The sequence below is a fragment of the Amycolatopsis sp. NPDC034160 genome (assembly GCF_055575355.1).
Genome location: NZ_JBVISU010000012.1, coordinates 217,214 through 242,198, shown reverse-complemented (window position 1 = coordinate 242,198; position 24,985 = coordinate 217,214). Strand labels below are relative to the sequence as shown.

The following is a 24,985-nucleotide window of genomic DNA, read 5'->3' as shown; positions in this document are numbered from 1 at the left end:
CCTCTCGTGCGTGAGTATGGATATGAGTCAGGTCTTTGACCGCTCGAAGAAGCTACAGCGCCGGCTGCAACAGATCTCGACAGCGGCGGTTGCTTCATCGTCGAGCTACAGCCGCCTCGCGTTACAAACGCGATATGGCCGGGCACGCAAGAACCTCGGCCGGCTCGGACGCGACCTCGGCATGACTCTCCCGCGCTCGGCCGGTGTGGGAAGGAGTCGTTGGCGCTCAACACGATCGACGGGTTTAGCGCGACTCCAACTCCTCCTGCACCGACTCGACGCGCAATTCGGGATCGGCGACCTGCGCGGCGCGCGGCGCACCTGCCAGCACAGCCGCCAGCATCTCGACGATCACGTCCGGATCGAGCGCATCCCTCTCGGTCAGATAGTCCCTGGTGAGTTGGTCGGCCGCCGTCGCGTAGAGCCGCACTGCCAGCTGCACCGCGGGCGAGTCGAAGTCCAGCCCCAGGCTCGCGGCGAACGGCGCGCGACACCGCCGCCAGTTGGCGCTAGACAACGTCCTCAACGCTGCAGCGGATGAACTGGTTCGATCCCGCGTCGTGGTGCGGGTGCATGACCTGACCCGATGGGCAGTCATAGATCGAACAGCCCTTGCCGCCCACGTCGGGCAGCAAGGGCCAGCCTCGGATATGCAACCGCAGTCCCGTAAATGGACGTAGACGACAGCGTGGTGGCTGATCGGTCGAGGAAATGCCAAGAGTTTGAGATTGATCTTGGTGGAGTGACCGCGAGACAACCGAGAACGCCCAGGTCGTGCAAGAGCGACATGTCACGAGCGGCGAGACCCTACAGCTGTAGGGTCTCACGCTCTGTGTCGAAATCTTGTAGTGCGGATGTCGTCAACGACATTCGCGCGAGATTCCGCGACTGACCCGGTGTGCCAGCATCGGAACTAGTGTTGCTCGTAGCGGGCGGCGAGGTGCTCCTCGAGTTCGGCGTGGCGGAAGTGGTAGGCGGGCCCGACCGCCCGCAGCAGGCCGAGGCGGTGCGCGTCATCCAGGAAACGCATGAGGTTCCGTGGCAGTTGGCCGGTCCTGGCGAGTTTGTTGACGGCGATGACGTAGGCAGGCCATGCGTGGTGCCGCCCGGGCAGGAGGCCTGCCAGCAAGCCGATGATGCCGGCCCCGGCGATGGTGACCGTCACCGTCGCGAAGGCCGGCGCGTCCATGCGGGCGCAGATCGCGAGCGTGCCCGCGGCTCCGGCGGCCGTGGCGACTGCCACCTGGATGAGGGTGACGCGTCGAGCGGAACGCCAGACCGTCATCGAGGTGAGTTTGTCGAGGCCCGTGGTCGGCACTGCCAGGATCTGGTTGAGGGCGGAGGCCGCCAGGAACAGCAGGGGCGCGGCGAGTAAGACCGCGATGTCCGATGGCGTCGCGGCATCGGCGCTCTCCCGCTCCGAGCTTCCGAAGATGGCGTTCATTGTGAGGATGACGGTGTAGCCCGCGACGCCCACACCGCCTGTGAACCCCAGGATGGTCATCACCGCTAGGACATGGCTGCGTAGCCCTGCCACGATTCCCGGCTCTTCTTCTCGCCACCTGGCGAAGTGGGTGTCGGTGCTCGCGGCAACCATCCAGGTGTAGGACAAAGCCATGCCGACAAAGCCGATGTACCCGGCGACGCCGAGGTCAGCGCCGGACACGATTCCGGCGGCGACGATCGTCGTCGCGATAGCAGTGAAGACAGCCACTGACAGTTTGATGGTGAGTGACGGGCCGTTCACGGTGGCGGCGACGTACCACCACAGGAGCTCTCGACGTTGCTTCTCCTGGTGACTGGTCTTGATGGTGCATAGTTGGGCCAGATACCCGAGCCATGACCGGACCTGGTCTGGGTCGTAGTGCCTGCTTGGTCGGAACCGCTCGTCCGAGCGAGTGCTGGGTGGTCTCTTCCTGATCAGCGCCGGGATGACATGGGCGAGCATGTGCGCTCGGAGAGTCTCGGGATCGCGGTTCACGTTCGGATCGAGGAGTTCCGACGGATCACGATCGCCGTCGCGGTAGACGGTGCGGAACAGCCACAGGTCCAATGCCTTGGTCATATGGGCCTTCTCCTGGCCCGGGGTCCGGCTGCGGTCGCCGTTAGCGGGGATGAGGGCGTCGACCACCACGTCCCCGACGTCGTCCGATGAGATCGCGAGATAGTCGCGCGCGTGCTGCGGATCGATGGGCATCGATTCCAGCACCACGGAGCCTGGAATGACCTTCCCTGTGGTCTCCACCAGGTGGCGGTACTCCTCCGTGCGACAGGTCAGCACCAGGGCGTCGCCTACGGCCAGCGAGGTGTTCAGCGTCGAGAAGAAGTGCCGTTGAACCCGCTCGGGCAGGTCCTCCAGACCGTCGATGACGGGGATAACGCGCTGCCTGTGAACCAGTTCTTCCGGTGTCCCCGGGCCGCCGTGGTCCGGGTCGGTCAGTCCGGGGTAGAGGCGGCTGAGCTCGTCGGTCAGCCACTCGCGCAGTGAGCGGTCTTCCGCGGCCGGCCATCGTGACGCGGTGAGGAACACCGGGACGGGATCGTTCTGCGACCGGTTTTTCAGCAGTTCCAGCAGCAGGAGGACCGCGAGGGAGGTCTTGCCCGTTCCGGACGCGCCGAGCAGAACCAGGCGGCGCTGGAGCAGCATCGGGAAGTTGCGCGCGAGGGAATCGAGGTCTCCCTTGTCCACCGCTAGCTCGTCGAGGTTCAGGTTCGTCACCTGGCTGAGGTGGTCCATCAGATTCCTGCTGCCTGTGACCTTCCAGCGTACGGGAAGGATGCGGTTGCGCCACGTGCGCACGTCCTCGTCCCATTGCCTTTTCACACGGGCTGCGAGGTGCACCGCCGCCTGATCGAGCACCTCGGTGTCGGGCGGCCGGACTGTGCGGCGGCGCCACACGACCAACGCCCAGAGCAAAGGAATAAAGGCAGGTGCCAGGGAGATCAGCTGGGCCATGTTGGCCGACACCTGCAAGCCGTCGCGGAACAGGAAGTAAAGCACGGAGCCGAGAACGGCGAGGAGGGCGAGCCAAGCAGTCCACCACAGGACAGCCAGTCGGCGACGCCGTTGAACACGTCTTCGCATACCGGTGATGGTCCCCGAGCCATGCCTGCGGTCACAAGGTCGCCCTCGTAGCTCACCAGCGGCAGGGAGCATCATGACAGCTGCGTCGAACGGCCTGTCGGTATCGATCCGTGTCCGGCCACCAAGCACGGGTTCCGGAGATCGTGGCCCTGGCCCGACATAGATGTTCGGACCTTGCACGCGGCGGCGCCGTGGCGAACGTCCGATCGTGCTGGTCTTCGAGCACCAAGGTATCCCCGAGGCAGGCAAGCAGATCCCCGTCGGCGGTGTCCGACCCGGCGAGACCCTCAGCCGCGTTGTCCAGCGAGAAGTCCTCGAGGAAACCGGGATGACCGACACAGTCGTCGTCAACTCGCTGACCACTGAGGACAAGCCGCACCCGCACAGCGGCCAGTCGCGGCGCACCACCTACTTCCACCTGCGCGCTGCAGCAACTGTTCCCGGCAGTTGGTCCCACCACGTCGGCGGCGAGGGATACGACGCGGGCCTGATTTTCGTCTGCCGATTCCAGCCCCTACCACTGGATCGCCCACTCGCTGACCAACAGGATGCCTGGCTCGGGTTGATCAGTCCAGAACTGGCCACACGTGAGGAATTGCCTCGAAACTGAGACCGATCTCAGTACGTCGCGGTGAGGCAACCACGAAAGCCCAGGGGCACTTAAGATCGACATGCCCCCGCGCGGTGAGATCGTGCAGGTCCTCGGCCTACCCCTGGGTGCGGGGTGGTCACCCGCTGACCGATGGCACGAACAACTGACACTCACCGATCACAACCGGAACCAGGAGCACGAGCAGGCATGCCAGACCGGCACGAACCCGAAAATCCACTGACCAGACTGTACGCGTTGGCCGATCTCGTCAGCTCCGACCTGGCCATCGCCGGGATACCCCTGGTTCCCGATTACATGCACGGCGGCCATCCCCTGGGGTCGGTCGGCGCGCACGTCTTCGCCGACAACCTCGGGCATCGTGGTGTGGTCATCAGTTGGGTCAGTCATTCGATCCTGAAGTCCGCATCCCTAGAGGCGTGGAGCGAGGGCCGTACCGGTCCGGACAATCCCGCCGGGCAGTGGAAGACGACCATCGACACCGCGATGCAGAACGCGATGGCGACGATCCTGTCCTCGATCGGCTACGAGGTGTTGACAGTCGATGACGACGCGGGAGCGGAGCTCATCGTGACGCAGCGAGCGGCCGAAAGCCCCTGGTTGGAGTGGTACCGAAATCAGACGGACCGGGTGCGAGCCAAGTCGCTCGAGACCGCGGAACGGCTCAGGGCCGAAGAAGTGAAGCGGCCGTGAGACTGATGCTGATGAAGCGGCCGTGAGACAAGCTGCGAGACCGCAGGTGACGCAAGATCAACATGTCAGGTGCGATGAGACCCTACATTTCCCACCGCCCTGATCCTCCGCTCTGCGAGACCACATAAGGGACACCGTTCGGGCCAAAGTGCGGGCCAGCAGTTACGTGTTGGCGGTGGTCTCGGTCCAGTACGCCGGATCGCGGCCGTAGTTCGGAGTGGTGAACGCACGGTCCCAGGCCGCGTCGGGCGCGAGGAGCTCCCGCCACGGAGCGACCTCGGTATAGAGGACGCGCAGGGAGTTGAGCGCGCCCTCGTGCAAAGCAGGGCCGTCGGTTGATACCGCATCGCTGGGGACGGCGACCTCGAAGTTGCGGGCCAGCGCGGCGCGGGCGGTGGCTTCGACGCACACGTTCGTCTGCAAGCCGGCCACAACGAGTCGCTGGACGCCGAGGTTGTGAAGCAACGGATCAAGTTCGGTGTAGTCGAAGAAGCTGGCCCGGGTCTTGTCCAGAATGACGTCACCCTGCTCCGGCGCGACGGCGTCCATGATCTGCCGGTTCCACTCCTGCTCGGCCGCTCCCACCTCGGGAATGAGGCGGGAGCGGTGAGCCAGCAACCGAGCCATGCGGGGACTTTGTCCGAGAGGCCCGGCAGTACCGCCGGTCGACCGCGAGTAGATGACCTGCATCCCTTGTGCCCGCGCAGCCGCCAGTAGATCCGCGCAGGCGGTGATCGTGTCCTGCAACCTCCAGATCGGCGGCCAGCCCAGCGCATTCCGGACGCCGTCTCTCGCGACGTACGAGTTCTGCATGTCGATCATCAACAGCGCAGTAGATTCCATCGCTTAACGCTCCTCAAGCTGAACAGGTCAACCATTGATCGTCACTACGGTTCGGCTCGGCGGCAGGAATAGCCAAAGTCACGCGGAAACCCGCAGCTCGCTCTATCGCGCGTCCTTGGTTCCAACGTCAGAGCAGGCCCCACCCGGCCGATCTCGACGTCCAAGGACGGAAATCCCCGATAGAGCAACCGGTCGGCGAGCTGTGCGCCGTAGGCGTACCACGTCAGAACCCGTTCACGTGCGGCGTGCTGCTCGTCCGGGGCGTCGAGGCGGGCGCGGGCGCGGGCGTAGGCATTCAGCAGATCGTGCATCCGGTACCGGTACCGGTGCCGGGCCACGGGTTCGATCAGATGTAACTCGGCGAGTGCTTCCAAGCATCGGTCGGCTTCGCGGTGCTTCAGATCGCACAGGGCGGAGACCGCGGGCACGGAGAACTCCGTGCCCGGATGCCAGCCGAGAAAGCGAAAAACCTGAGCCTGCTCAGAGGTTGAGACGGGCGTAAGACCAGTCGAACACCGCCTGGACCGCTCGGCCCACCACCCCGCTCGTGCCGTCATCAGCGAGCTGATCCTCCCTGATCTCGTCGACGACATCGGCGATCCGCCACAGCGGGCGTAACGCGATCCGGGTGGCCGCGACCCGGAGGGCCAGCGGCAGCCCGGCGCACAACCGGACCAACTCGCTCGCGGCGTCTAGCTCCTGTTCGATGCGGGCTGGACCGAGCACCGCCAGCAACAAGGTGTGTGACTCGACGGGTCCGAATAGATCAAGGCTGATTCGGTAGGCCGCGTTGGACACGAACATGTCGGTGAGGTTGTCTCTGCTGGTCACCACTGCCATACATCCGGCTGTCGTAGGCAGCAACGGGCGCACCTGCTCGGCCGCAGCAGCGTTGTCCAGCACCACCAGAACCCGGCGGCTCGCCAGCAAAGATCGGAACAACCCGACCGCGGCGTCGAGTTCAGCGGGGACCTGATCCCGAGGCACGCCGAGTCCGGTCAGGAAGCCACCCAGCACGACCGCAGGATCCAACGGCGCGCTCGGGCCGTAGCCCCGCAAATTCACGAACAGCGTGCCGTCGGGGAACTGATCTTGGACCCGGTGTGCCCACTGGATGACCAGGCTGGTCTTGCCTACTCCGCCGGTACCGTCGAGGACAGCGACTGTGCTGTGGGCGGTGGTGTCGCTCGGCAGCACGCTATTCAGCGCGGCTACCTGGTGCTCGCGACCGGTGAAGTCCCGCACCGGGGCAGGCAACTGCCGCGGCACCGGCGCGTTGCCCCGACCAGGGGCGGAAACGACCTGCCCGATGCTGCCTGCTTGCACTACCGATCGGGTCACGGACCCACTGATCGTGTTGCTGACGCCCCGCTGATCACCCACGCAGCCAGTCTTGACCTGATCGCGCTCACGAGGTGACGCAAGAATCCAGCACCACACTGATGGAGCATCGAATCGCCAGCAACTATTGACGGCGCGAGCGTCCTGTCATGCCGCTGGTGGGGTGTGCTGGTCTGGGTGCCCGCTACGCCGATTGGCTGGTTTCAAGGCGAGCAGGGTGCGTCGTGACGTCCTGCGAGCGACTTTGCTCGGTCGGGTTTCCGTGGACTGGAGGATGTCGTGAGTCGAAGACGGATGCTGATTGCCCTGGCCATCGCGTTGTTTGCGGGGTTGGTTCTCGTGCCGGTGGCCAGAGCGGGTACGGACGATTATCCGGCGCAGTGGCGCGACGTGGCCCAGGACTCGGTAGTCGACTCGTGGGGTTACTACAACCGTGAGTGCACCAGCTTCGTCGCGTGGCGGCTGCACGCGCGCAACGGATTCGAGATGCCGAGGGCGATCGGCAACGCCGGTACCTGGGGCTCCTGGTTCTCTGCGCACGGGTACGCCGTGAACGGCACTCCGGGGGTCGGTGCCATCGCCGAATCGTCCGGGCATGTCGCCTGGGTCGAGGCGGTGAACGGTGACGGCACGGTCACGATCGAGGAGTACAACTACAACTACAACGGCACTTACAACGAGCGCCGGGTCGCGGCGTCGATGTTCCGGTACATCCACGTGCGCGACATCGCGGGTGTCGGCACCCGCCTGGTGGGAGACGTCAACGGTGACCATAGGGCCGACGCCGTCGTGATGTACCGCGACAGCGGGTCGGCATTCGTCGGCCTCTCCACTGGCTCCGGCTTCGGAAACCCCGGTCAATGGAGCTCCGGCCACTCGGTCGGCGCGAGCAGGTACTTCCTGGCCGACGTCAACGGTGACGGCATGGACGATCTGGTGTCGTTCTTCGCCACCGCCGGACAGTGGTACGTCTCGCTGTCATCCGGTAGTGGTTTCTGGTCGCCGACACGGTGGGCCGAGGGGCAGGGGGTGGGCACCAGCAAGCAGTTCCTGGCGGACGTCAATGGCGACAGCATGGCCGATCTCGTCACCTTCGACGCCAATACCGGCGACTGGTACGTCTCGGCCTCCTCGGGAAGTGGGTTCTGGCCGCCCACGCGGTGGATCCAAGGCAACGGATACGGAAGCAGCCGGCAGCTGGTCGGTGATTTCAACAGTGACGGGAGGGCGGACGCCGCGGTCTATTTCGCTTCGTCCGGCAATTGGTTTGTGGGCCTGTCGAGTGGCAACGGCTTCGGCTATCCGGGGCAGTGGTCGGCAGGGCATGGCATGAGCAGCGCCAACCAGATTGCCGGCGACATCAGCGGTGACCATCGGGCCGATATCGCCTACTTCTACACCACGGGCACCTGGGAAGCCGGGACCTCGTCAGGATCGGGCTTCTGGCAGCCGACTTACTGGGCTTACGGCCAGGGCGGCGGTTCCACCGACCAGTTCTTGGCCGACGTCAACGGCGACGGCATGGCCGACGAGGTGACCTTCTTCGCCTCGGGTGGAGATTGGTACGTCGACACGTCATCCGGCTCCGGATTCTGGGGACCGCCGCAGCTGTGGATCCACGGGCTCGGCGCCGGTTCGTGAGAAAAACACCAGCCACTCGCAGGCGACGGGACATTCGGGACGGTAGCGTCACGCGCCTACGCGTGCCTCAAGTCAGACCCGATCACGCCGACACGCGTGATCTCGTGGCCCAGGTGCGGCTCGAGCGCGGTCCGGAACCATGGTCGTCCGGCGTGGCAGGTGTCCCAGAACCAGTCCGCCGCTTGTTTCGATCTCGCCAGACGTCTTTGCCAGGCGGGCGCGACCGGGCCGGCGGTCAGCAGGCTATGACCGACTGAGATTCCGAGCCGGAGCGAATGCACTCTCATGCCGCGATTAGGACGCTTGGGCAGGCGGGTGGCTTAGCCCATGCTGCCCGGCTACCTCAGGCATCTGGCTCACGTCAGCCGAAGAACTGTCATGAGTTTGAGACTGATCATGGTGACGTCGCCGTGAGACAACCTAGAAGACCCAGGTCGCACCCGATCGATATGCCACGAGCGGTAAGAACCTACAGCGAATGTAGGATCTCACGCTCTGTGTCGAAATCTTGTCGTACGAATGTCGTCAACGACATTCGCGCGAGATTCCGCGACTGACCCGGTGTGCCAGCATCGGAACTAGTGTTGCTCGTAGCGGGCGGCGAGGTGCTCCTCGAGTTCGGCGTGGCGGAAGTGGTAGGCGGGCCCGACCGCCCGCAGCAGGCCGAGGCGGTGCGCGTCATCCAGGAAACGCATGAGGTTCCGTGGCAGTTGGCCGGTCCTGGCGAGTTTGTTGACGGCGATGACGTAGGCAGGCCATGCGTGGTGCCGCCCGGGCAGGAGGCCTGCCAGCAAGCCGATGATGCCGGCCCCGGCGATGGTGACCGTCACCGTCGCGAAGGCCGGCGCGTCCATGCGGGCGCAGATCGCGAGCGTGCCCGCGGCTCCGGCGGCCGTGGCGACTGCCACCTGGATGAGGGTGACGCGTCGAGCGGAACGCCAGACCGTCATCGAGGTGAGTTTGTCGAGGCCCGTGGTCGGCACTGCCAGGATCTGGTTGAGGGCGGAGGCCGCCAGGAACAGCAGGGGCGCGGCGAGTAAGACCGCGATGTCCGATGGCGTCGCGGCATCGGCGCTCTCCCGCTCCGAGCTTCCGAAGATGGCGTTCATTGTGAGGATGACGGTGTAGCCCGCGACGCCCACACCGCCTGTGAACCCCAGGATGGTCATCACCGCTAGGACATGGCTGCGTAGCCCTGCCACGATTCCCGGCTCTTCTTCTCGCCACCTGGCGAAGTGGGTGTCGGTGCTCGCGGCAACCATCCAGGTGTAGGACAAAGCCATGCCGACAAAGCCGATGTACCCGGCGACGCCGAGGTCAGCGCCGGACACGATTCCGGCGGCGACGATCGTCGTCGCGATAGCAGTGAAGACAGCCACTGACAGTTTGATGGTGAGTGACGGGCCGTTCACGGTGGCGGCGACGTACCACCACAGGAGCTCTCGACGTGCCTGCGCCGTTGCGTGTCGAGGTAGACGTGGCCTTGAGCGGGCCCGCCAGCGACTCAACATCCTGACCTCGACCTTGTCCGACTGCAGAATGCGTGGTGCACCGCTAGCAGAACGTATCGGCGCCGACGAGGTCATGCACAGTCACAACCAATTCCTCGCCGTGTGAACGTAGGTACAAGTCATAGCCTCCAGAATGCAGCGGCTGTCCAGCTATCAACAGTTGGTGAACCGCTGCGGCTACGAGCGTCAGAGCGCCGAGGTCAGCTTAGGACAACTCCGCTTGCAGCATCCGACCGCCTCGCGTGCGCAGCGAACAAGAGGTCTCATCGGCGGCTACGACAGCAAGAGATGCTCTGGGATACATTTCCAGCATCGATGCCGTCCACCGTCGGGCTTCCTCTGCGCCCACTGCATCAGCCCGTACGTGAACCTGTGCGCTGTTCAACAGCTTCGGCTGGGTCTCGCCCCACTGACACAACAGAACGCGGTCTGAACGGGCCTGGGCGACCTTCACCAGTCCGGCGGGAAACCGCTCTACCAGCGCGTCGGATGACCGTCGATCGCGTGCTCGCAGCCTCGTCGAGGCCAAGGTTGACATCGGAGGTTCACCTTGCAGGGCATGCGAGGGCTGAATTGACAGCGGCCGTGGATGACGCTTCGGTTCCGGCAGTCCTATGAGGCCGTACACCTGACTCAGCAAAACCCGCATCGACTCGCCGGGCAGAACGAACATCCGCCGGTCCGGACCACGACGACTGCATCAACCGGGCCAACCGGATGGTCGCCGACCCCAAGGGCGAGTCCGAACACAATGTCGCGATCTGCAACCAATTCAAAGGACACAGCGAAGAAGCGTTCAACAACTGCTTGAAGGGTACCTACAACCCTGCGCTCACCTACCTGATTAACAAGGCGATCGCCGACGCACAAGACGAGGCGGACACCGAGCAATTCTGGATCACCGCCGGCGTTATCGTCGCCACCGTTGCCCTCGTCGCCGTCGGGTTGTACTGCGCGGAGGTCTGCACCGCACCAATGATCGCCGGGCTAGCCGGCCTGGAAGCAGGCTTCCTCGCCGAAGCCGCCGGCGCAGGGCTCCTCATCACCATCGGCGCCGACCTCGCCACAGGATTCGCAGCCGAAGCACTCCTCGCCTCCCGAGTCGCCGCACTCAGCGACGCAGCTTTCCTCAGTGGAATCGCGGTACGGACAGGCCTGGCGCAACTGGATCTTAGCTTCATCCGCAACGGGTTCAAGAACTGTGCTCGAGCGGCGGCCCATTCGATAGCCGCAGCCACCAACGCAGACCTCTGCCTTATTCCAGTTAAATATGATCGATGGGGTAACGAACTAGCCGATAAGGCCTATAAATTTCGAGAAGCTGTCGCCAGCATGCGCCCAATTGTGAATATCGCAGTAGCAAAACTTCCAGGCTGGGTTGACCCCGTCTTCAAGGACGAATACGTCAGAGCATACAGCGGCAAGGGTACCCCCATGGGAAACAGCATTCATTCCGAATGATCGTATTTTTAGAACGATCGTGGATTGCCAAATTCAAGCTTCCAGATGGTCGAATACTTCAACCAATCGACGTTACAGATATCTTCACCGAAAGATCTCCCTGCAAGGCGTGCACTGAACTTATTCTCAAGTCGGCTCCAGGCGCAAATGTACACTACGCTATCACTTATCTTGGCAACTCCGATCTTGAAGCCGAGCTGCTAGAGGACTTTTTGTACCTTAGACACATCGGCGGCAGGTGACCCCCGGAAACACTTACTTGATACAGGCAGCCACGTGGGACTTTGCTATGATCCCTCATCTTCCATTAAGCAGACAAGGTACGACATGGTCAGTCCATTTGAGTTCTACAAAGAAGCACAACTTGCCGAGGACGCACTTTTTCGCGCACCTCAAGATGCCGTTGAATCGTGGCATAAACTGGCGGACAAGGTCGAAAAAGAGCTCCTGCGAATTGGCTTTCCGGCCTCAGTCACTTCAGACCAGGAACGTAGGTCCCTAAAGACCCCAGGGGGACAAATTGTTATTCACCACGAATTTCCTTTCGGCGTTATCTTAGATTGGCGGGCACCTCTACAGGATACTGATATCTATCGAAACAGCGTAAGGACGGGTGACGCGCGTGATAACTTGTTCCGCTACACAACCCATTCTCGCCGGATAATCATCAAAGCAATGCACGACGTGCTCAGCGAAGCCGGATTCTCTACGATGATCGACCATGAGGAGGGCGACCGGTACCGGTATCGGGTCCTAGCGGCACCCGAGCACCCCTTGTCCTAGCAATCCCTCAATGAGCTAGGCACCCCCAGCAACTTTGAATCGATAGCGTAACCCTCGGCGACGGCGACCATTGGCAATCATGACTGTCCATGGCCGCCGTCGCCGTCTTATTCGATCGCGCGAATACGCGATCAGGCGACCGGCGTAAGAGTGCTGCCAACGTGACGTCGATACACTCGGACGGCTCCTGATGGCGTGCTACGACTTGCTGCGCCGGATTCCGTACTTTCGCAACTTCTTCTTGATCGTCGTGATGGACGTCGTAGCGCTCGGCTAGGTCCCTTGGCTGTTGCACCGGCCCGGTAGGTGGCGATGATGTCGGCCATCTCTTCGGGGGAGAGGGCCTTGTACGTGCGGTCAGGAGGCTGCCCTACCCTCGATAGTCGTGATCGTCTCGTGCCCGTCCTCGGCGGGGTCATTAGCCCGCCGCAACACGCTGGCCAGCCGTCCCAGAAGGTCGGGACAGTTCGAATAACGCCGGAGAAGCTCCACTCTTTCTGAGAATCTCCTTCGATTTAGCCGTTCCGGCAGGTCGAGGGCTCTTCGTGTCCGAGTCGATCTTGGGTACTCCGCTTTGACCGGCGATGGGTGGTCCCTGCTGGGCATTTAGAGCACCTCGCTCCAGCCCACCGAACTTCTGGCGCCACGTTGCCGCTGCTCGTGAGCAACTCCGCTCTCGTTGTGCCTCCTGCAGCGGCGACGGGACAGCAGAAACCAGCCCCTGACGTTTGGCTTGCGGAACGGTCCGCGGGCCGGGGTGTTCGCCGGCGCTTTCTGCCGCGGCTCCGTCGGGTAGGGACTGCGAGAGCGACTACATTCCGAACTCGAAGAGGAACGTCATGCCGACCACGGTCCCCACCATCGTGCTCACAGCCGACACCACCGGATCGCGCCGGGCCTCGACCGTCATCGTCCGCTCCACCCGGCAACGCAGGCATCCAAGGCGGCTGGACCAAGCGACAGAACCCGGCATCCGCGAGCCCGAGACGAGCCCGAGAGGTCTGAAACAGTCCGACACCAGGAGACACACCCCGACACCGCGGACACGCTGCGACCAGACGAAAAGGTCTTGTTCGACACCATCCGACACGCCCAGGTGCCGACTCTTAACCAGCTGGTTGCCAGCCCCCAATTCGCAGGCGAAGTGGCTGTCTCGAACGCGAAGTTTGTGGTCACGCCAGCCTGTCGTCGCACAGTCGTCCTCGACTCTCACACCAATTTTCTTGGAGCATTTCTGGAGCACGACGTCGGTTACAACAGCGCCCAACAACGATAAACCGCGCTGAACGGTACACAACCACTCCATCCGACCAGCGGGTTCTCTATGACCGCAGGTCAGCGCCCTGCACGAACCTGACTGGCGGTGAGGGGGTCAACGACGCTGTTCTCGCAGTTCAGAAGGGTTCCACTTGAGTGGCGCCGCTTTCCGCTAGCGTCCGCACCGCTGAAGCCAGCTATCCGCGTGCAGCACACCGAGCGCTGCCCATTAGCCGAAATCTTCACCGTGCCTCGCGCACCCCGCCGGAGACCCACGTCCAGTCGAGCCTACCCGGACGTCGGTATCGCTCCCTAAGCGGCACATCAGGGTGAACGCCTGGACAGGCGTCAAAATCGACACTAAATCGCCCCTAGGCCCCAGACACCACGAAGCCCAGGCGCTTGGCTTGGGCTTGTACTCCCCCACTTGGACTCGAACCAAGAACCCTCGGGGTGACTGGTTCCAGTCGGTATCCGGTCTCCGCCCGACTCCGGGTCGTTCGAAGCCAAAGCGGACCACGAGTACATCCAACGCCTCGAACAGATCGAACTCGCCAAACACCACCACGACGCCATCGGGTACGCCACGCTCTACCTCAAGTTCACCGCCCGACGTGACCGCGTCGGTTCCAAGATGCGCAGTACGAGGGTGAACCCGCGGACGTCGCTGGCCTTCTGCTCGAGAACACGGATCACGCCCGACCGGCCTGCGGCCACACCAGCTCGTCCAGCTGTGGAAGCAAAGAACTCCGGACCTGCTGAAGTCCCCACCGCAGCGGTTGTGACGAGGAAGCAGAAAGTCTGCTACGCCACCAACCGGCCCCACAGAGCACACCGGAGCAAACGGAGACATAACGGAGCCCAGTCGCGCTTGACGCGGAGGCGAAATTGCCGCCGAAGGACCAGCATCTCTGCAGGTCAGCGGCGATGTTGATGTTGTGGGCCGGGTCGGGCTCGAACCGACGGCCAAGGGATTATGAGTCCCCTGCTCTAACCAACTGAGCTACCGGCCCCAACGGTGTCCCAGGACCTCCGCGGGAGCCGTCACCCCCACCAGCGGGTTTGCTAACGCACAGAAGTCCCAGTTCGCTCAAAGTTATCACAGCGCTCACCAGCCGCGATCGTCCAGGCCGCGACCCAGGCCCATCAGCTGGTTTCACCCCGCAGGGGCGCACTCGCTAGTCTAGGTTGCCGGGCCTGAGGTACCCGGCCCATCGGTACAGGGAGGCGCTCGTGGCGAACTCCGTCGCCTGTCGGGCTCGGGGTCGTGAGCGTCCTCGGCGCCACGGCCCCGCAGCGGGACCATTCGGTCCCTTGTGGACAGTCGCCCTCCCCGGGCGCGGCGAGCGTCAGACCACGCCGAGCCGCCGCAGCGCCGGACGCCACCGGTTGCCGCCGGTCGCGAGCCCCAGCGCCACCAGCCCCGCGCAGTATTTGCTCACCGACTGTTCCCGGATCCGCAGTTTCGCGAGCGCCTCGGTGACGCTGTTGCGCTCGGTCGCCGACTTCACCTCCAGCAGGACGAGGTCGCTCCCGGCGGCGAGGCTCCGCTGCCCGGAGCGCCAGACCAGAGACGTGTCGCAGGTGATCCGCGTGCGGCGGTCGGCGGTGACGAGGGTGGTCCGCCGGTAGTCCGTGCTCAGCGCCGGGTGCAGCGGCCGGGGCGCGGGGCGGCCGTAGGCGGCGGTGAGGGCGTCGTCGAGGAACGTCAGCGCGGGCGCCGTCAGGCCGTGCGCCGACTCGGCCGGATGCGGGCGGCGTACTTTCACCGTCTCGTCGCGGCGGCCGCTGACCTTCAGCTCGCAGTAGGTGTCGGCCGAGTCGGTGTAGGTACGGGTGCGGATCTTGAACCGGCGCCGCCGATCCTGCCGGTGTGCGCGGTAGATCGCCAGATCCGGGGTGTCGAAATAGGTCGACGAGTAGCCGAACACTCGCCGCCCGTCGATCTCCAGGCAGTGCAACGACGGGCCGATGGCCTCGGCGATGGCCAGGAAATCGTTGAGCCGCACCACGTACTTGCGGTCCGTCCGGCTCATCAACCCGCTCGTGGCGACGACTTCGGTGAGCGACAGCGGCGGAAGTCCTTTGGCCACCGCGGTGACGGTGGCCGTTCCCCGGGCGCTCATCGGGTACCCGCCGGGGCGCCGTGGACGACCGGTGTGGCGTCCGGCCGGAACCGGACGTCGACGACGGTGACCTCACGGACATAGTCCACTTCGGACACGGTGTGCCGCACGACGGTGCCGCCCAGCCGTACCCGCAGTTCCATCAGCATGGTCTGCTCGTCGGGGTACACGGTGTCGAGCACGACCGTCCGCCGCTGCGGCCCGCGGGTGCGGGACGGATGGTCCGCGACGTACATGACGGCGAGCAACAGGACGTTGAAGACGGCGACGATCCGCCAGTCCGCGGACGGCAGCCCGTTCACCAGGCCCAGAACCAGCGCGACGAAGTAGTACGCGACCTCCTGCTGGGTGATCGAGTCGGAGCGCAGCCGGATGATCGACAGCACGCCGAACAGGCCGAGGCCGAGCGCGCTCGCGGTCGACACGGACAGCAGCACGGCGACCGAAACACAGACGCCGACGTTCAGCGCGAGGTAGGCGCAGGCGAGGTCACCGCGGTGGTGACGACGGGCGTAGATGCCGTAGGCGAGGATCACGGCGACGACGAGGTCGACGGCGAGATGAAGCAGTGTCGTGGTCATGGGAACCACTGTGCCGCCGGGAAAAGAGAGCACCGTGAGAGCCGGATGAGAACCGTCTCATCGGGACTCGCCCAGCCGGTACCCCATTCCCCGGACGGTTTCGATCCGGTCGGCGCCGATCTTTCCGCGCAGGTAGCGGATGTAGACGTCCACGACGTTCGAACCGGGATCGAAGTCGAAACCCCAGACACCGCCCAGCAACTGCTCGCGCGACAGCACCTGACCGCGATGGCGCAGCAAGGTCTCCAGCAGCGCGAATTCACGTGCGGTGAGGTCCTTCTCCGATCCCGCCACCGAAACCTTCCGGGTGCGGAGGTCGAGGGTGAGGTCTCCGGCGCGCAGCACCGCCGCGTCGGCCTCCGGGTTCCCGCGCAGCCGCAGCCGGATCCTGGCCAGGAGTTCCTCGAAGGCGAACGGTTTGGCGAGGTAGTCGTCCGCGCCGCCGGACAGCCCGGCGACCCGGTCGACGACACTGTCACGCGCGGTCAGGATGATCACCGGCACGGTCCGGCCCGCCGCCCGCAGCGCGCGCAACAGATCCGAACCGTCGAGGTCCGGGAGGCCGAGGTCGAGTACGACCAGATCGTGCGCGCCGGTCAGCGCCTCGGTCAGCCCTGCCGAGCCGGTCTGGACCCAGCGGGTCGCGAATCCCTGCGCCCTCAAGCCTTTCTCGACGAACGCGCCGATCCGGGCGGAATCCTCCACCACCAGCACACTGGTCACCGGTTTTCACCTGCTTCGACCGATACGGGGATCTCTATGGTGAACCGCGCGCCTTCGCCGGGCACGGTGTCGAGCAGGACGCGGCCGCCGTGCGCTTCGGCGATCGCGGCGACGATGGGCAGACCGAGTCCGGCACCGTCGTCGCCGCTCGAGTTGCTGCCGCGTTTGAACCGTTCGAAGATCCGGCTCCGCGAATCGGCGGGGACGCCTTCCCCGGTGTCGCGGACCCAGAGCCGCGCGGTCGACGCGGTGACCTCCGAGCCGAGGGCGATCTCCTGGCCGGGGGCGGTATGCCGGACGGCGTTGGAGACCAGTTGCAGCAAGGCCTGCGTGAGCCGCTGGCCGTCCGCGCGGACGACGACCTCCGCGACCGCGTCCAGCCGCCAGGCGCGTTCGGCCAGCGGGCGGGATTTGGCGAGTGTCTCGACGGTGAGGTCGGCGAGGTCGACGTCGCCGGGCGCGACGAAATCGGGGCTGCCGGATTTCGCGAGTACCAGCAGATCGTCCACGATCCGTTGCATCCGGCCGAGTTCGTCGAGGACCAGATGCCGGGTGGCCGCGTTCTCCTCGGGATCCTCACCCATCAGTTCGAGATGGCCGCGGACGATGGTGATCGGCGTGCGCAGTTCGTGCCCGGCGTCGTCGATGAAGTCGCGCTGCCCGGCGAAGGCGCTTTCGAGCCGGTCCAGCATGGTGTTGAAGGTGCGGCCGAGCGCGGCGACGTCGTCGGAACCGCGGACCTCGATGCGGCGCGACAGATCCGTCTCGCCGATCTGTTCGGCCGCCAGGCGTACTTCGCGCACCGGGGCGAGGATGCGGCCGGCGACCAGCCAGCCGATCAGCCCGGCGAGTATCAGCGCGGCGCCGGACATCGCGGCCATGACGCCGATGACGTCGTTGATCTCACCCGCGGCGTGGTCGACGAACTCGACGATCACGAAGGCGCCGCGCCCCGGTGAGCCTTCGATGGTCACCGGGATCACGCCGTAGCGAGCGGAGCCGACAGCGGTGGTGACGGTGCCGTACGCGGGGGTCGTGGCTCGTGCCAGCTCGGCGACGAAGTTCGGGTCGGTGTCGAGCCGGACGGGCGGTTCGATGGCGCTCCGCCGCGACGCGGTGCCGTCGATGATCGAGAAGAAGGTCTCGTACTTCTCCGGCAGATTCCGTTCGAGATGACGGCCGAGGACCGCCTCGACCGTCGCCGGACCACCCGCCGGACGGGCGTCCGGTGAGGCCAGGAAGACGCGGAGCTTGCCTGCCTCGTGCGCGATCTCGTTGTCGAGCCGCTGATCGAGCTGATTGTGCAGCACCGTGCGGGTCGCCAGCAGCGATCCGGCGAGCGCCAGCAGCACGACCAGCAGGACCCACGCGAGGATCCGGGCGCGGGCGCTCATCGACGGCGGCCCCGCTCAGTCGTCGAGGTCGAAGTCGAAGTGATCGTCGGCGTCATCCGGGCCATCATCGAGGTCGTCGTCGTGTCCGGCCAGCCGGGGCGGCACCACCGCCGGCGGGGCACCGCCCTCGACGGGACCGCCGACGGCCTGCCCCGCGGGGGCGACGACCGCCGGTCCGAGGTCGGGCGGTGCGGCGGCGGTGGCCGCGACCACGGCGAACGTGCCGGCGGCCGCCACCACGACGGTGGCGGCGCCGGCCAGCAGGAGAATTCGGGATCGCATGAGGTTCAGCGTGCCCGTTGCGGGTGAGCCGCCGATGAGGGCCGGATGAGAACTTTCTCATCCGGCGGGCTCACCGCCGGGCGTGCGGATACTCCGGCGCCCGGTCCTGGAAGGCCAGGATGTCCGGATTGCGGATCGTGCCCTCGCTGATCTCCACGGCCCGGTCCAGCGTCGGGTCGGCGGCCCAGGCGGCCGGGCCGTCGAGCACCGTTTCCAGATGCGGCAGCAGGGCGCCGCTGATCTCCCACGAAGCCGAATCCCAAAGGTAGGACGGGCTGTGGTCGACGGCGTAGTAGGTGATGCCGCCGACCTCGAAGGTCGGCTCGATGAACGTCGTCGGCTTCGCCCAGCTGAACCCCATGGCCTCGTCGCAGGAAACGTCGACGATGAGACCGCCGGGTTTGAACGCCGCGAGGTCCTCCTCGTTGAGGAACGTCAACGGCGCCTTCGGGTCCTGCAGGACGCAGTTGACGACGATGTCGTGTCCGGCGAGGAAGTCCGCCAGCGGCCTCTGACCCTCGTCGGTGATCGCGTGACTGCGGCGAAGATCGGCCGGGCCCTTCAAATCGTGGTCGAGATGTACGATGTTCGCCGAATGGATCGGCGAACCGACCGCGGTGACGCCTCGATGGGTGAGCACGTGCACGTCGTGGATCCCGTGCGCGTTCAAGGCCGTCACCGAACCACGCGCTGTCGCCCCGAAGCCGATCACGACGGCGCGCAGACGACGGCCGTAGTCACCGGTCGAACCGATCAGCTGAAGCGCGTGCAGCACCGAGCAATAGCCGGCCAGCTCGTTGTTCTTGTGGAAAACGTGCAGCCCGAAAGAACCGTCGCTCCGCCAGTGGTTCATCGCTTCGAAGGCGATCAACGTCAGTTTCTTGTCGATGGCCAGCTGAGTGAGCTTGTCGTCCTGGACGCAATGCGGCCAGCCCCACAGGGTCTGCCCGGCCCGCAGGTCGGCCAGGTCCTCCGCGAGCGGTTTGGCCAGCAGGATGACGTCACATTCGGCGATCAGTCGTTCACGGGAACTCAGGCCGGCGACGAGCGGCATCAACTCCTCGTCCGAGATGCCGAACCGCTCTCCATACCCGATTTCGAGGTGGATATTCCGCCGCAGCGCGGGGTCGATCCGCTCGAGGTGGCGTGGGTGGATGGGAATTCGTCGCTCGTTTTCTTTGCGCGAGCGGGAAAGTACGCCGAGAGTGAGTTGGTCCACGTGGGGCCCCTTAACTAGACCTTATTCTAAACATACGCGCTTTTCGCGACGTCAGGTAAGCCCCATTCGCGCTCGCTCAGCTCATTCGAACACCACCGCGTTCCGTGCCGCCCACTCGCCGAAAGTCCGCGCCCGCCGCCCGAGCACGCGCTCGACGCCCGCGTCCACCCGCTGCTCGTCCACCGTCGGTGCGCCGAGAATGGCGAGCGTGGCCTCCCCTGCTGCCTCGGCGACACCGGCTCGGGACCGGTCAGCACATAGGTCTGTCCCTCGTGCCCGGACTCCCGCAGGACGGCGGCCGCGACCTCGGCGATGTCGAACGGATCGATCACCGGCAACGCGACATCACCGAACGGCGCGGCGACGACGCGGTCCGCCCGGATCGACGGCGCCCACTGGAAAGCGTTGGAGGCGAGGCCTCCCGGCCGCAGCACTGTCCACTTGAGACCCGAGCCCTTGACCGCATCTTCGAACGACGGTGCGTGCCGCCCGGTGCCGACACCCTGGGAGGACAGCAGCACGACCTGTCTCACCCCGGATGCACGCGCCGCCGAGACGACGTCCGCGACATCGCCACCCGCGGCCATGAAGTCCCCTGACGTCAACAGGAAAACGCGGTCCGCTCCGGCGAACACCGGCCCCAGTCCGGCGGGCTCCGTGAGGTCGGCCGGTACCGGCCGCACGCCATCGGGGACGTCGGCCGCCGAGACCCGGCGTGCCACCGCCGTCACTTCTTCTCCCGCCGCGGCAAGGGTTTCCACCAGCCGACGGCCCACATTCCCGGTCGCTCCGGTCACCACGATCATGTCGCTCCTTGGGCCGTGTGCTCTTGACGCGACCGAAGCTACCTTCGCGGGGATAGTAGGTACCTAGTGGAAAGTAATGGGAACTGAGTCCTTTCGTGACCGTGATCACAACTTCATCGGCCGTCATGGCCGCTTAGGGTCGGCCCATGCCCGACACCGCACTAGGCCCACTGCGCGTCCTCGACTTCTCCCGGGTGCTGGCCGGCCCGTTCGCCACCATGCTCCTCGCCGATTTCGGCGCGAAGGTGGTCAAGGTCGAGCGGCCGGGTACCGGCGACGACACCCGCAGCTGGGGGCCGCCCTACGACGCGGCGGGCCAGGCGACCTACTTCCAGTCGGTGAACCGCAACAAGACGAGTGTGGCGCTGGACCTCGGCGATCCGGACGACCTCGCCAAGGCCCGGGCGCTGGCGCTGGAGGCCGACGTCGTGGTCGAGAACTTCCGGCCCGGCGTGATGGACCGGCTCGGGCTCGGCCCGGACGCGCTCCGCACCGCCAACCCCGGGCTGGTCTATTGCTCCATCACGGGGTTCGGTTCCGGCGGCGGTGCCGCGCTGCCCGGCTACGACCTGCTGATCCAGGCCGTCGGCGGGCTGATGAGCATCACCGGCGCCCCGGACGGCGAACCGCAGAAGGTCGGGGTCGCGCTGGTCGACGTGCTGGCCGGGTTGTTCGCGAGCGTCGGGATCCTCGCCGCTCTCCGCCACCGCGACCGGACCGGCGAGGGGCAGCGCGTCGAGATCGACCTGCTGTCCAGCCTGCTCGCCGCGCTGGTCAACCAGGGCAGCGCGTACACCTCGGGTGGCGCGGTCCCGGCGCGGATGGGCAACCGGCATCCGAGCATCGCGCCGTACGAGCTCCTCTCCTGCGCCGATCACGAGATCGCCCTCGCCGTCGGCAACGACCGCCAGTTCGCCGCGTTGTGCGAGGTCATCGGCCTGCCGGAGCTGGCGGGACAGGCCAGGTTCGCGACCAATCCGGCCCGCGTCGAACACCGCGCCGCACTCCGCACGCAGCTGGAGGACCGGCTGAGCCGCCGCACGGCCGCCGAGTGGGCCACGGAGCTGAGCGAGGCCGGAGTGCCCGCCGGAGAAGTCAACGACGTCGCGGGCGCGTTCGCGCTCGCGGAGCGGCTCGGCCTGAACCCGACGGTCGATCTCCCCCGGCCCGACGGCACGTCGGTGCGGCTGACCCGTAACCCGATCGGGCTGTCGGCGACGCCGCCCCGGTACGAGACGGCACCGCCGGAGGACCCCGGACAGCTCACCCTCCCCTTGCCCGGCTGGGACTGACGGGCGACGGTCAGCGGATCGTCAGCACTTCGTCAACGACGGCGGCGAAGCTACCGGCCATGACGAACAAGACAGTCCTCATTTCCGGTGCGAGCATCGCCGGGCCGTCGCTCGCCTTCTGGCTTTCCCACCAGGGCTACGCGGTCACCGTCGTCGAACGGTCGGCGGCGCCGCGCAACGGCGGCCAGGCGGTCGACTTCAAGGGCGCCACACACCGGGCCGTGCTGGAACGGATGGGGATCCTCGACGAGGTCCACCGTCGCCGGACCGGCGGCCACGACCAGACCATCATCGACGCCGAGGAACGACCGCTCGCCGTCATGCCCGGCGAGTTCACCGGCGGCGACGTCGAGATCCGGCGTGGCGATCTGGCCGAGATCCTCTACGAACGAACGGCTCAGGACTGCGAGTACGTCTTCGGTGACTCCGTCACCTCACTCACCGACACCTCCGACGGGGTCGACGTCACCTTCGAACGCGGTGCCCCGAGGCGGTTCGATCTCGTTTTCGGCGCGGACGGCATCCACTCGGCCGTGCGGCGCCTGGCGTTCGGCCCCGAGGCCGACTATGTGCGGCACCTCGGCCACTACTACGCCCTGGTCGAAACCGGCGAGCAGGACGACTTCCGCGGCGCGGGCGGCGTTTCCCTGATGTACAACGAGCCCGGCCGCATGGCGGCCACCGGCGGGCCCAAGGCTTCCGCGTTCTTCGTGTTCGCCTCCCCTGAACTCGCTTACGACCGCTATGACATGGCTCAGCAGAAGGAAATCCTCGCCACCGCGTTCGACGGTGGCGGCTGGCGGCTGCCCGAACTGATGGCGGCGGTGAAGCGGTCGGACGAGGTCTACCTGGACTCGATCAGCCGGGTCACGATGGACGGCTACTCCCGCGGCCGGGTCGCGCTCGTCGGCGATTCGGCCTACGGCAACACGTTGGGCGGCTTCGGTACCGGCCTCGCCGTCGTGGGCGCTTACGTCCTCGCGGGTGAACTCGCCGCGGCGAACGGGAACCACGAGGTGGCCTTCCGCCGGTACGACGAGAAACTCCACGGTTACGCCAAGATCGCCCGCGGCGCCAACGCCGGCCCGTTCCTCGCGCCGCCGACGAAACTGCGGATCAGCCTGCGCAACCAGCTGTTCCGCCGCCGGTCCGTCCTGCGCGGGATGCTGTGGGTGACCGACAAGCTCGCCACCGACATCGTCCTCGACGACTACCCCGCACTTCAGAGCTCGTGAGTGGTAATGACGGTTAGAACCGTCATTACCACTCACGAGCGGGGTGGACGCCGTCTCACTCGACTTCCGGGTGCGCGATCTCCTCCGCCGTGTTCGGCTGGTCACCGGGACATCGGGGTTTCCCGCGTGACGTTTCCGGGGAAGCCGTGTCCAACGGGTGTCACCGGACGCGGGTGGCGTGAAGGGAGCTTCGGCATGGCGGCACTGCACAGGTGTGCTGGATGACGACGTCGGCGAAAGAGAACGCGACCGCACCCGCCGCCGGCGAGACGGTGCTGGACGACGCGACGCTGGTCGCGCGGGCCCGTGACGGCGAGATCCGCGCGTACGAGCAGCTCGTTCTGCGGTTCCAGGGGACCATGTACCGGCTGGCGCTGCGCATGCTCGGGAACAAGGGAGACGCCGAAGACGTCGTCCAGGAGGTGTTTCTCGTCGCTTGGAGACGGCTCGACCAGCTGCAGGAGAACGCGGCGTTCGTCGGCTGGCTCTACCGGATGACGACCAACCGGTGCCTGAACGTCATCCGCGCCAGGAAACCGGTGGCCGACGTCGAACTGGATCAGCAGGAGTCCGCCGGTTCCGCCGGGCGGCCGGACCGCGCCGCGGAGACGAGCGCGCAGATGGTGGCGTTGACCGGGGCGCTGGACCAGCTGACCGCCGAGCAACGGGCCTGTTGGCTGTTGCGGGAGGTCCACGGGCGCTCCTACGAGGAGATCGCGAAGGCGATCGGGGCGACCACCACCGCGGTGCGCGGACGCATCGCACGAGCACGAGCACAGTTGGCGGAGGTGATGGCGCCATGGCGATGAACCACGCGACTCAGGACTACCTTCTGCCGTGCGGCCGTGATGTGGAACAGGTCTGGGAACGGCTCGACGAGGTCGACGCCGGACGGGCGGACGCGCACGAACTCGACTGCCCGCATTGCCGGGCGACCCGCGAAAGCCTGCGGGTGCTGCGCGGACTGACCCACGAACTCGCCGAGGACGACACCGAGCCTTCGCCCGATCTCGTCGGCCGGATCATGTCCGCGGTCCGCGCCGAGGTACGGCGCCGTGACCTGGTGCCGCTGGCCAGCCCCGAACCGGGCGAGGTCCAGGTGAGCGACCAGGCCGTCGCGGCGGTGCTGCGGTTCGCCGCCGACACCGTCGACGGGGTCCGCGCCCGGCGCTGCTGGGTCCGGCGTTCGGCGGAAGACCCCTCGGACGCGCCGGGCGTGGATGTGGAACTGAGCCTCGCGATAGCGCACGATTTCGACGGCGACGCGCTGGAGGTCGTCCGGGAACGGGTCACCGGGGCCGCGGGCGCCCGCGTCGGTATCCGGCTCACCCGGCTGGATCTGGTGGTGGAGGACATCTATGACGCGTGAGCAGCCGACGGCCCCGGCCGGGCAGCTGGTCGAAACGGTGATCACCCCGCCGGTGATCGCGGCGGTCGCCGCGCACGCCGCGGCGAAGGTCCTCGGGGTGGCCCGCCTGGAACCCGGCCTGCGCGGGCTGGCCGGTTCGCTGACCCGGATAGCGCGGCAGCGGATCAAGGGGCTCGACCCGGCGCCGACCGAAGGGGTCCGCGCGTTCGTCGACCACGATCCGCCGGACGTGCGGGTGGAGATCGATCTCTCGGTCACCGGACTGGATCAGACCGCCGCGACCGCGCAGGCGGTCCAGCGCGCGGTCAGCCGCGCCGTCACCGAGGCGACGGGGCTCACGCCCTCCGCCGTCTCGGTGACTGTTCTGGACATCGAAATCCGTGGAGGACTGTTGTGACCGCTCGTGCCGAACTGACCGCGTCGCTGCTCAGCGCGCTCCGCGACGTGCCGGGACTGCGCGCGGCGACGCCGTCCACCACGGCCGTCGCGGCGAATCTGCCGTGGGACATCGACGTGATGGCCGTCGACATCTCCGAGAACGTCGTCGAGATCCGCGTCGTCGCGCTGAGCGTGCCGATCCCGCCGTTGACGAAGACCGCCGGCGCCGTCCTGCGCGCCGTACTGGCCGGAACCGCTTGGGAGCACGCGAGCCTGCGGATCGTGGTGACCGATGTGGACGCCGCCGCGCTGACTCCCTGACCCAACGACGATCGCGGTGGCCGCGCCCGAGGGC

At 66.2% G+C, this 24,985-nt stretch carries 22 protein-coding genes, 1 tRNA gene and 1 pseudogene; 10 read left to right on the top strand and 14 right to left on the bottom strand.

The genetic code is table 11. From position 1 onward, the window contains the following. Positions 1–244: 244 nt before the first annotated feature. Positions 245–526, bottom strand: a complete 282-nt coding sequence (locus tag ACZ54P_RS24230) for a hypothetical protein (protein ID WP_465463843.1) — start codon at positions 524–526, stop codon at positions 245–247. 387 nt (positions 527–913) lie between these two features. Next, a complete protein-coding gene (locus tag ACZ54P_RS24225) occupies positions 914–3,001 on the bottom strand; it encodes an NACHT domain-containing protein (RefSeq protein ID WP_465463842.1) in 2,088 nt (695 codons plus the stop codon). 247 nt (positions 3,002–3,248) lie between these two features. Here ACZ54P_RS24225 and ACZ54P_RS24220 point away from each other — a divergent pair, with 247 nt between their 5' ends. Together ACZ54P_RS24220 and ACZ54P_RS24215 are read left to right on the top strand one after the other, a co-directional pair. Next, positions 3,249–3,695: an NUDIX domain-containing protein gene (locus ACZ54P_RS24220; protein ID WP_465463841.1), complete on the top strand. Its 447-nt coding sequence runs from the start codon at positions 3,249–3,251 to the stop codon at positions 3,693–3,695. A 237-nt stretch (positions 3,696–3,932) separates the two neighbouring features. Beyond that, entirely contained in the window at positions 3,933–4,388 is a 456-nt protein-coding gene (locus ACZ54P_RS24215; RefSeq protein ID WP_465463840.1) for a hypothetical protein, read from the top strand. A 162-nt stretch (positions 4,389–4,550) separates the two neighbouring features. On the opposite strand, the gene ACZ54P_RS24210 is transcribed toward ACZ54P_RS24215, so the two are convergent. The 3 genes from ACZ54P_RS24210 to ACZ54P_RS24200 are packed head-to-tail and all read right to left on the bottom strand — an operon-like array spanning position 4,551 to position 6,572. Continuing rightward, the gene (locus ACZ54P_RS24210) at positions 4,551–5,231 is read right to left on the bottom strand and encodes a cysteine hydrolase family protein (protein ID WP_465463839.1); all 681 of its coding nucleotides are present in this window, start codon (positions 5,229–5,231) and stop codon (positions 4,551–4,553) included. Positions 5,232–5,275: 44 nt separating this feature from the next. Then, the gene (locus ACZ54P_RS24205; RefSeq protein ID WP_465463838.1) at positions 5,276–5,659 is read right to left on the bottom strand and encodes a hypothetical protein; all 384 of its coding nucleotides are present in this window, start codon (positions 5,657–5,659) and stop codon (positions 5,276–5,278) included. A gap of 52 nt (positions 5,660–5,711) precedes the next feature. Then, complete coding sequence (locus tag ACZ54P_RS24200; protein WP_465463837.1) at positions 5,712–6,572, bottom strand: NB-ARC domain-containing protein; 861 nt, start codon at positions 6,570–6,572, stop codon at positions 5,712–5,714. 279 nt (positions 6,573–6,851) lie between these two features. Between ACZ54P_RS24200 and ACZ54P_RS24195 the strand changes: the two genes are divergently transcribed. Next, the gene (locus ACZ54P_RS24195) at positions 6,852–8,213 is read left to right on the top strand and encodes an FG-GAP-like repeat-containing protein (protein ID WP_465463836.1); all 1,362 of its coding nucleotides are present in this window, start codon (positions 6,852–6,854) and stop codon (positions 8,211–8,213) included. Positions 8,214–8,791: 578 nt separating this feature from the next. Here the strand turns inward: ACZ54P_RS24195 and ACZ54P_RS24190 are convergent. After that, positions 8,792–9,625, bottom strand: coding sequence for a hypothetical protein (locus ACZ54P_RS24190; protein WP_465463835.1), 834 nt, complete (start codon positions 9,623–9,625; stop codon positions 8,792–8,794). Positions 9,626–10,441: 816 nt separating this feature from the next. Here ACZ54P_RS24190 and ACZ54P_RS24185 point away from each other — a divergent pair. Beyond that, entirely contained in the window at positions 10,442–11,185 is a 744-nt protein-coding gene (locus ACZ54P_RS24185) for a hypothetical protein (RefSeq protein WP_465463834.1), read from the top strand. Between the two features lie 2,979 nt (positions 11,186–14,164). On the opposite strand, the gene ACZ54P_RS24180 is transcribed toward ACZ54P_RS24185, so the two are convergent. The 8 genes and pseudogenes from ACZ54P_RS24180 to ACZ54P_RS24145 all read right to left on the bottom strand — a co-directional run bounded on the left by ACZ54P_RS24180 (position 14,165) and on the right by ACZ54P_RS24145 (position 20,356). Further along, positions 14,165–14,238 (bottom strand) — tRNA-Ile (locus ACZ54P_RS24180). Between the two features lie 336 nt (positions 14,239–14,574). Next, positions 14,575–15,351, bottom strand: a complete 777-nt coding sequence (locus ACZ54P_RS24175; RefSeq protein WP_465463833.1) for a polyphosphate polymerase domain-containing protein — start codon at positions 15,349–15,351, stop codon at positions 14,575–14,577. Further along, a complete protein-coding gene (locus ACZ54P_RS24170; protein WP_465463832.1) occupies positions 15,348–15,932 on the bottom strand; it encodes a DUF4956 domain-containing protein in 585 nt (194 codons plus the stop codon). Before ACZ54P_RS24170 ends, ACZ54P_RS24175 begins: the two co-directional genes overlap by 4 nt. 57 nt (positions 15,933–15,989) lie before the next feature. Continuing rightward, positions 15,990–16,655, bottom strand: a complete 666-nt coding sequence (locus tag ACZ54P_RS24165) for a response regulator transcription factor (protein ID WP_465463831.1) — start codon at positions 16,653–16,655, stop codon at positions 15,990–15,992. Then, the gene (locus ACZ54P_RS24160) at positions 16,652–18,049 is read right to left on the bottom strand and encodes a sensor histidine kinase (RefSeq protein ID WP_465463830.1); all 1,398 of its coding nucleotides are present in this window, start codon (positions 18,047–18,049) and stop codon (positions 16,652–16,654) included. Before ACZ54P_RS24160 ends, ACZ54P_RS24165 begins: the two co-directional genes overlap by 4 nt. Positions 18,050–18,064: 15 nt before the next feature. Further along, the gene (locus ACZ54P_RS24155; protein ID WP_465463829.1) at positions 18,065–18,331 is read right to left on the bottom strand and encodes a hypothetical protein; all 267 of its coding nucleotides are present in this window, start codon (positions 18,329–18,331) and stop codon (positions 18,065–18,067) included. A 70-nt stretch (positions 18,332–18,401) separates the two neighbouring features. After that, positions 18,402–19,550 carry a N(5)-(carboxyethyl)ornithine synthase gene (locus ACZ54P_RS24150; RefSeq protein ID WP_465463828.1) on the bottom strand — a complete coding sequence of 383 codons (1,149 nt, stop codon included), beginning with the start codon at positions 19,548–19,550 and terminating at the stop codon, positions 18,402–18,404. An 81-nt stretch (positions 19,551–19,631) separates the two neighbouring features. Then, positions 19,632–20,356 (bottom strand): annotated as a pseudogene (locus tag ACZ54P_RS24145) (SDR family oxidoreductase). Between the two features lie 146 nt (positions 20,357–20,502). On the opposite strand from ACZ54P_RS24145, the gene ACZ54P_RS24140 reads away from it, so the two are divergent. From ACZ54P_RS24140 to ACZ54P_RS24115, 6 genes are all read left to right on the top strand, one after another. Continuing rightward, positions 20,503–21,648, top strand: a complete 1,146-nt coding sequence (locus ACZ54P_RS24140) for a CaiB/BaiF CoA transferase family protein (protein WP_465463827.1) — start codon at positions 20,503–20,505, stop codon at positions 21,646–21,648. Positions 21,649–21,707: 59 nt separating this feature from the next. Continuing rightward, positions 21,708–22,883, top strand: a complete 1,176-nt coding sequence (locus tag ACZ54P_RS24135) for an FAD-dependent monooxygenase (RefSeq protein ID WP_465463826.1) — start codon at positions 21,708–21,710, stop codon at positions 22,881–22,883. A 221-nt stretch (positions 22,884–23,104) separates the two neighbouring features. Next, on the top strand, positions 23,105–23,692 hold the full coding sequence (locus tag ACZ54P_RS24130; protein ID WP_465463825.1) for an RNA polymerase sigma factor: 588 nt from the start codon (positions 23,105–23,107) through the stop codon (positions 23,690–23,692). Next, entirely contained in the window at positions 23,683–24,252 is a 570-nt protein-coding gene (locus ACZ54P_RS24125) for an Asp23/Gls24 family envelope stress response protein (protein WP_465463824.1), read from the top strand. Before ACZ54P_RS24130 ends, ACZ54P_RS24125 begins: the two co-directional genes overlap by 10 nt. Next, a complete protein-coding gene (locus ACZ54P_RS24120; RefSeq protein ID WP_465463823.1) occupies positions 24,242–24,649 on the top strand; it encodes an Asp23/Gls24 family envelope stress response protein in 408 nt (135 codons plus the stop codon). The genes ACZ54P_RS24125 and ACZ54P_RS24120 overlap by 11 nt, the downstream gene beginning before the upstream one ends. Beyond that, positions 24,646–24,951 carry a hypothetical protein gene (locus ACZ54P_RS24115; RefSeq protein WP_465463822.1) on the top strand — a complete coding sequence of 102 codons (306 nt, stop codon included), beginning with the start codon at positions 24,646–24,648 and terminating at the stop codon, positions 24,949–24,951. Before ACZ54P_RS24120 ends, ACZ54P_RS24115 begins: the two co-directional genes overlap by 4 nt. Positions 24,952–24,985 lie beyond the last annotated feature (34 nt).

Bases quoted from the DNA above. Each gene is read 5' to 3' on its own strand.
- ACZ54P_RS24175 (WP_465463833.1), bottom strand. From the start codon at position 15,351: ATGAGCGCCCGGGGAACGGCCACCGTCACCGCGGTGGCCAAAGGACTT.
- ACZ54P_RS24155 (WP_465463829.1), bottom strand. From the start codon at position 18,331: ATGCGATCCCGAATTCTCCTGCTGGCCGGCGCCGCCACCGTCGTGGTG.
- ACZ54P_RS24135 (WP_465463826.1), top strand. From the start codon at position 21,708: ATGACGAACAAGACAGTCCTCATTTCCGGTGCGAGCATCGCCGGGCCG.
- ACZ54P_RS24125 (WP_465463824.1), top strand. From the start codon at position 23,683: ATGGCGATGAACCACGCGACTCAGGACTACCTTCTGCCGTGCGGCCGT.
- ACZ54P_RS24160 (WP_465463830.1), bottom strand. From the start codon at position 18,049: ATGAGCGCCCGCGCCCGGATCCTCGCGTGGGTCCTGCTGGTCGTGCTG.
- ACZ54P_RS24130 (WP_465463825.1), top strand. From the start codon at position 23,105: ATGACGACGTCGGCGAAAGAGAACGCGACCGCACCCGCCGCCGGCGAG.
- ACZ54P_RS24220 (WP_465463841.1), top strand. From the start codon at position 3,249: ATGTTCGGACCTTGCACGCGGCGGCGCCGTGGCGAACGTCCGATCGTG.
- ACZ54P_RS24210 (WP_465463839.1), bottom strand. From the start codon at position 5,231: ATGGAATCTACTGCGCTGTTGATGATCGACATGCAGAACTCGTACGTC.
- ACZ54P_RS24140 (WP_465463827.1), top strand. From the start codon at position 20,503: ATGCCCGACACCGCACTAGGCCCACTGCGCGTCCTCGACTTCTCCCGG.
- ACZ54P_RS24120 (WP_465463823.1), top strand. From the start codon at position 24,242: ATGACGCGTGAGCAGCCGACGGCCCCGGCCGGGCAGCTGGTCGAAACG.
- ACZ54P_RS24170 (WP_465463832.1), bottom strand. From the start codon at position 15,932: ATGACCACGACACTGCTTCATCTCGCCGTCGACCTCGTCGTCGCCGTG.
- ACZ54P_RS24185 (WP_465463834.1), top strand. From the start codon at position 10,442: ATGGTCGCCGACCCCAAGGGCGAGTCCGAACACAATGTCGCGATCTGC.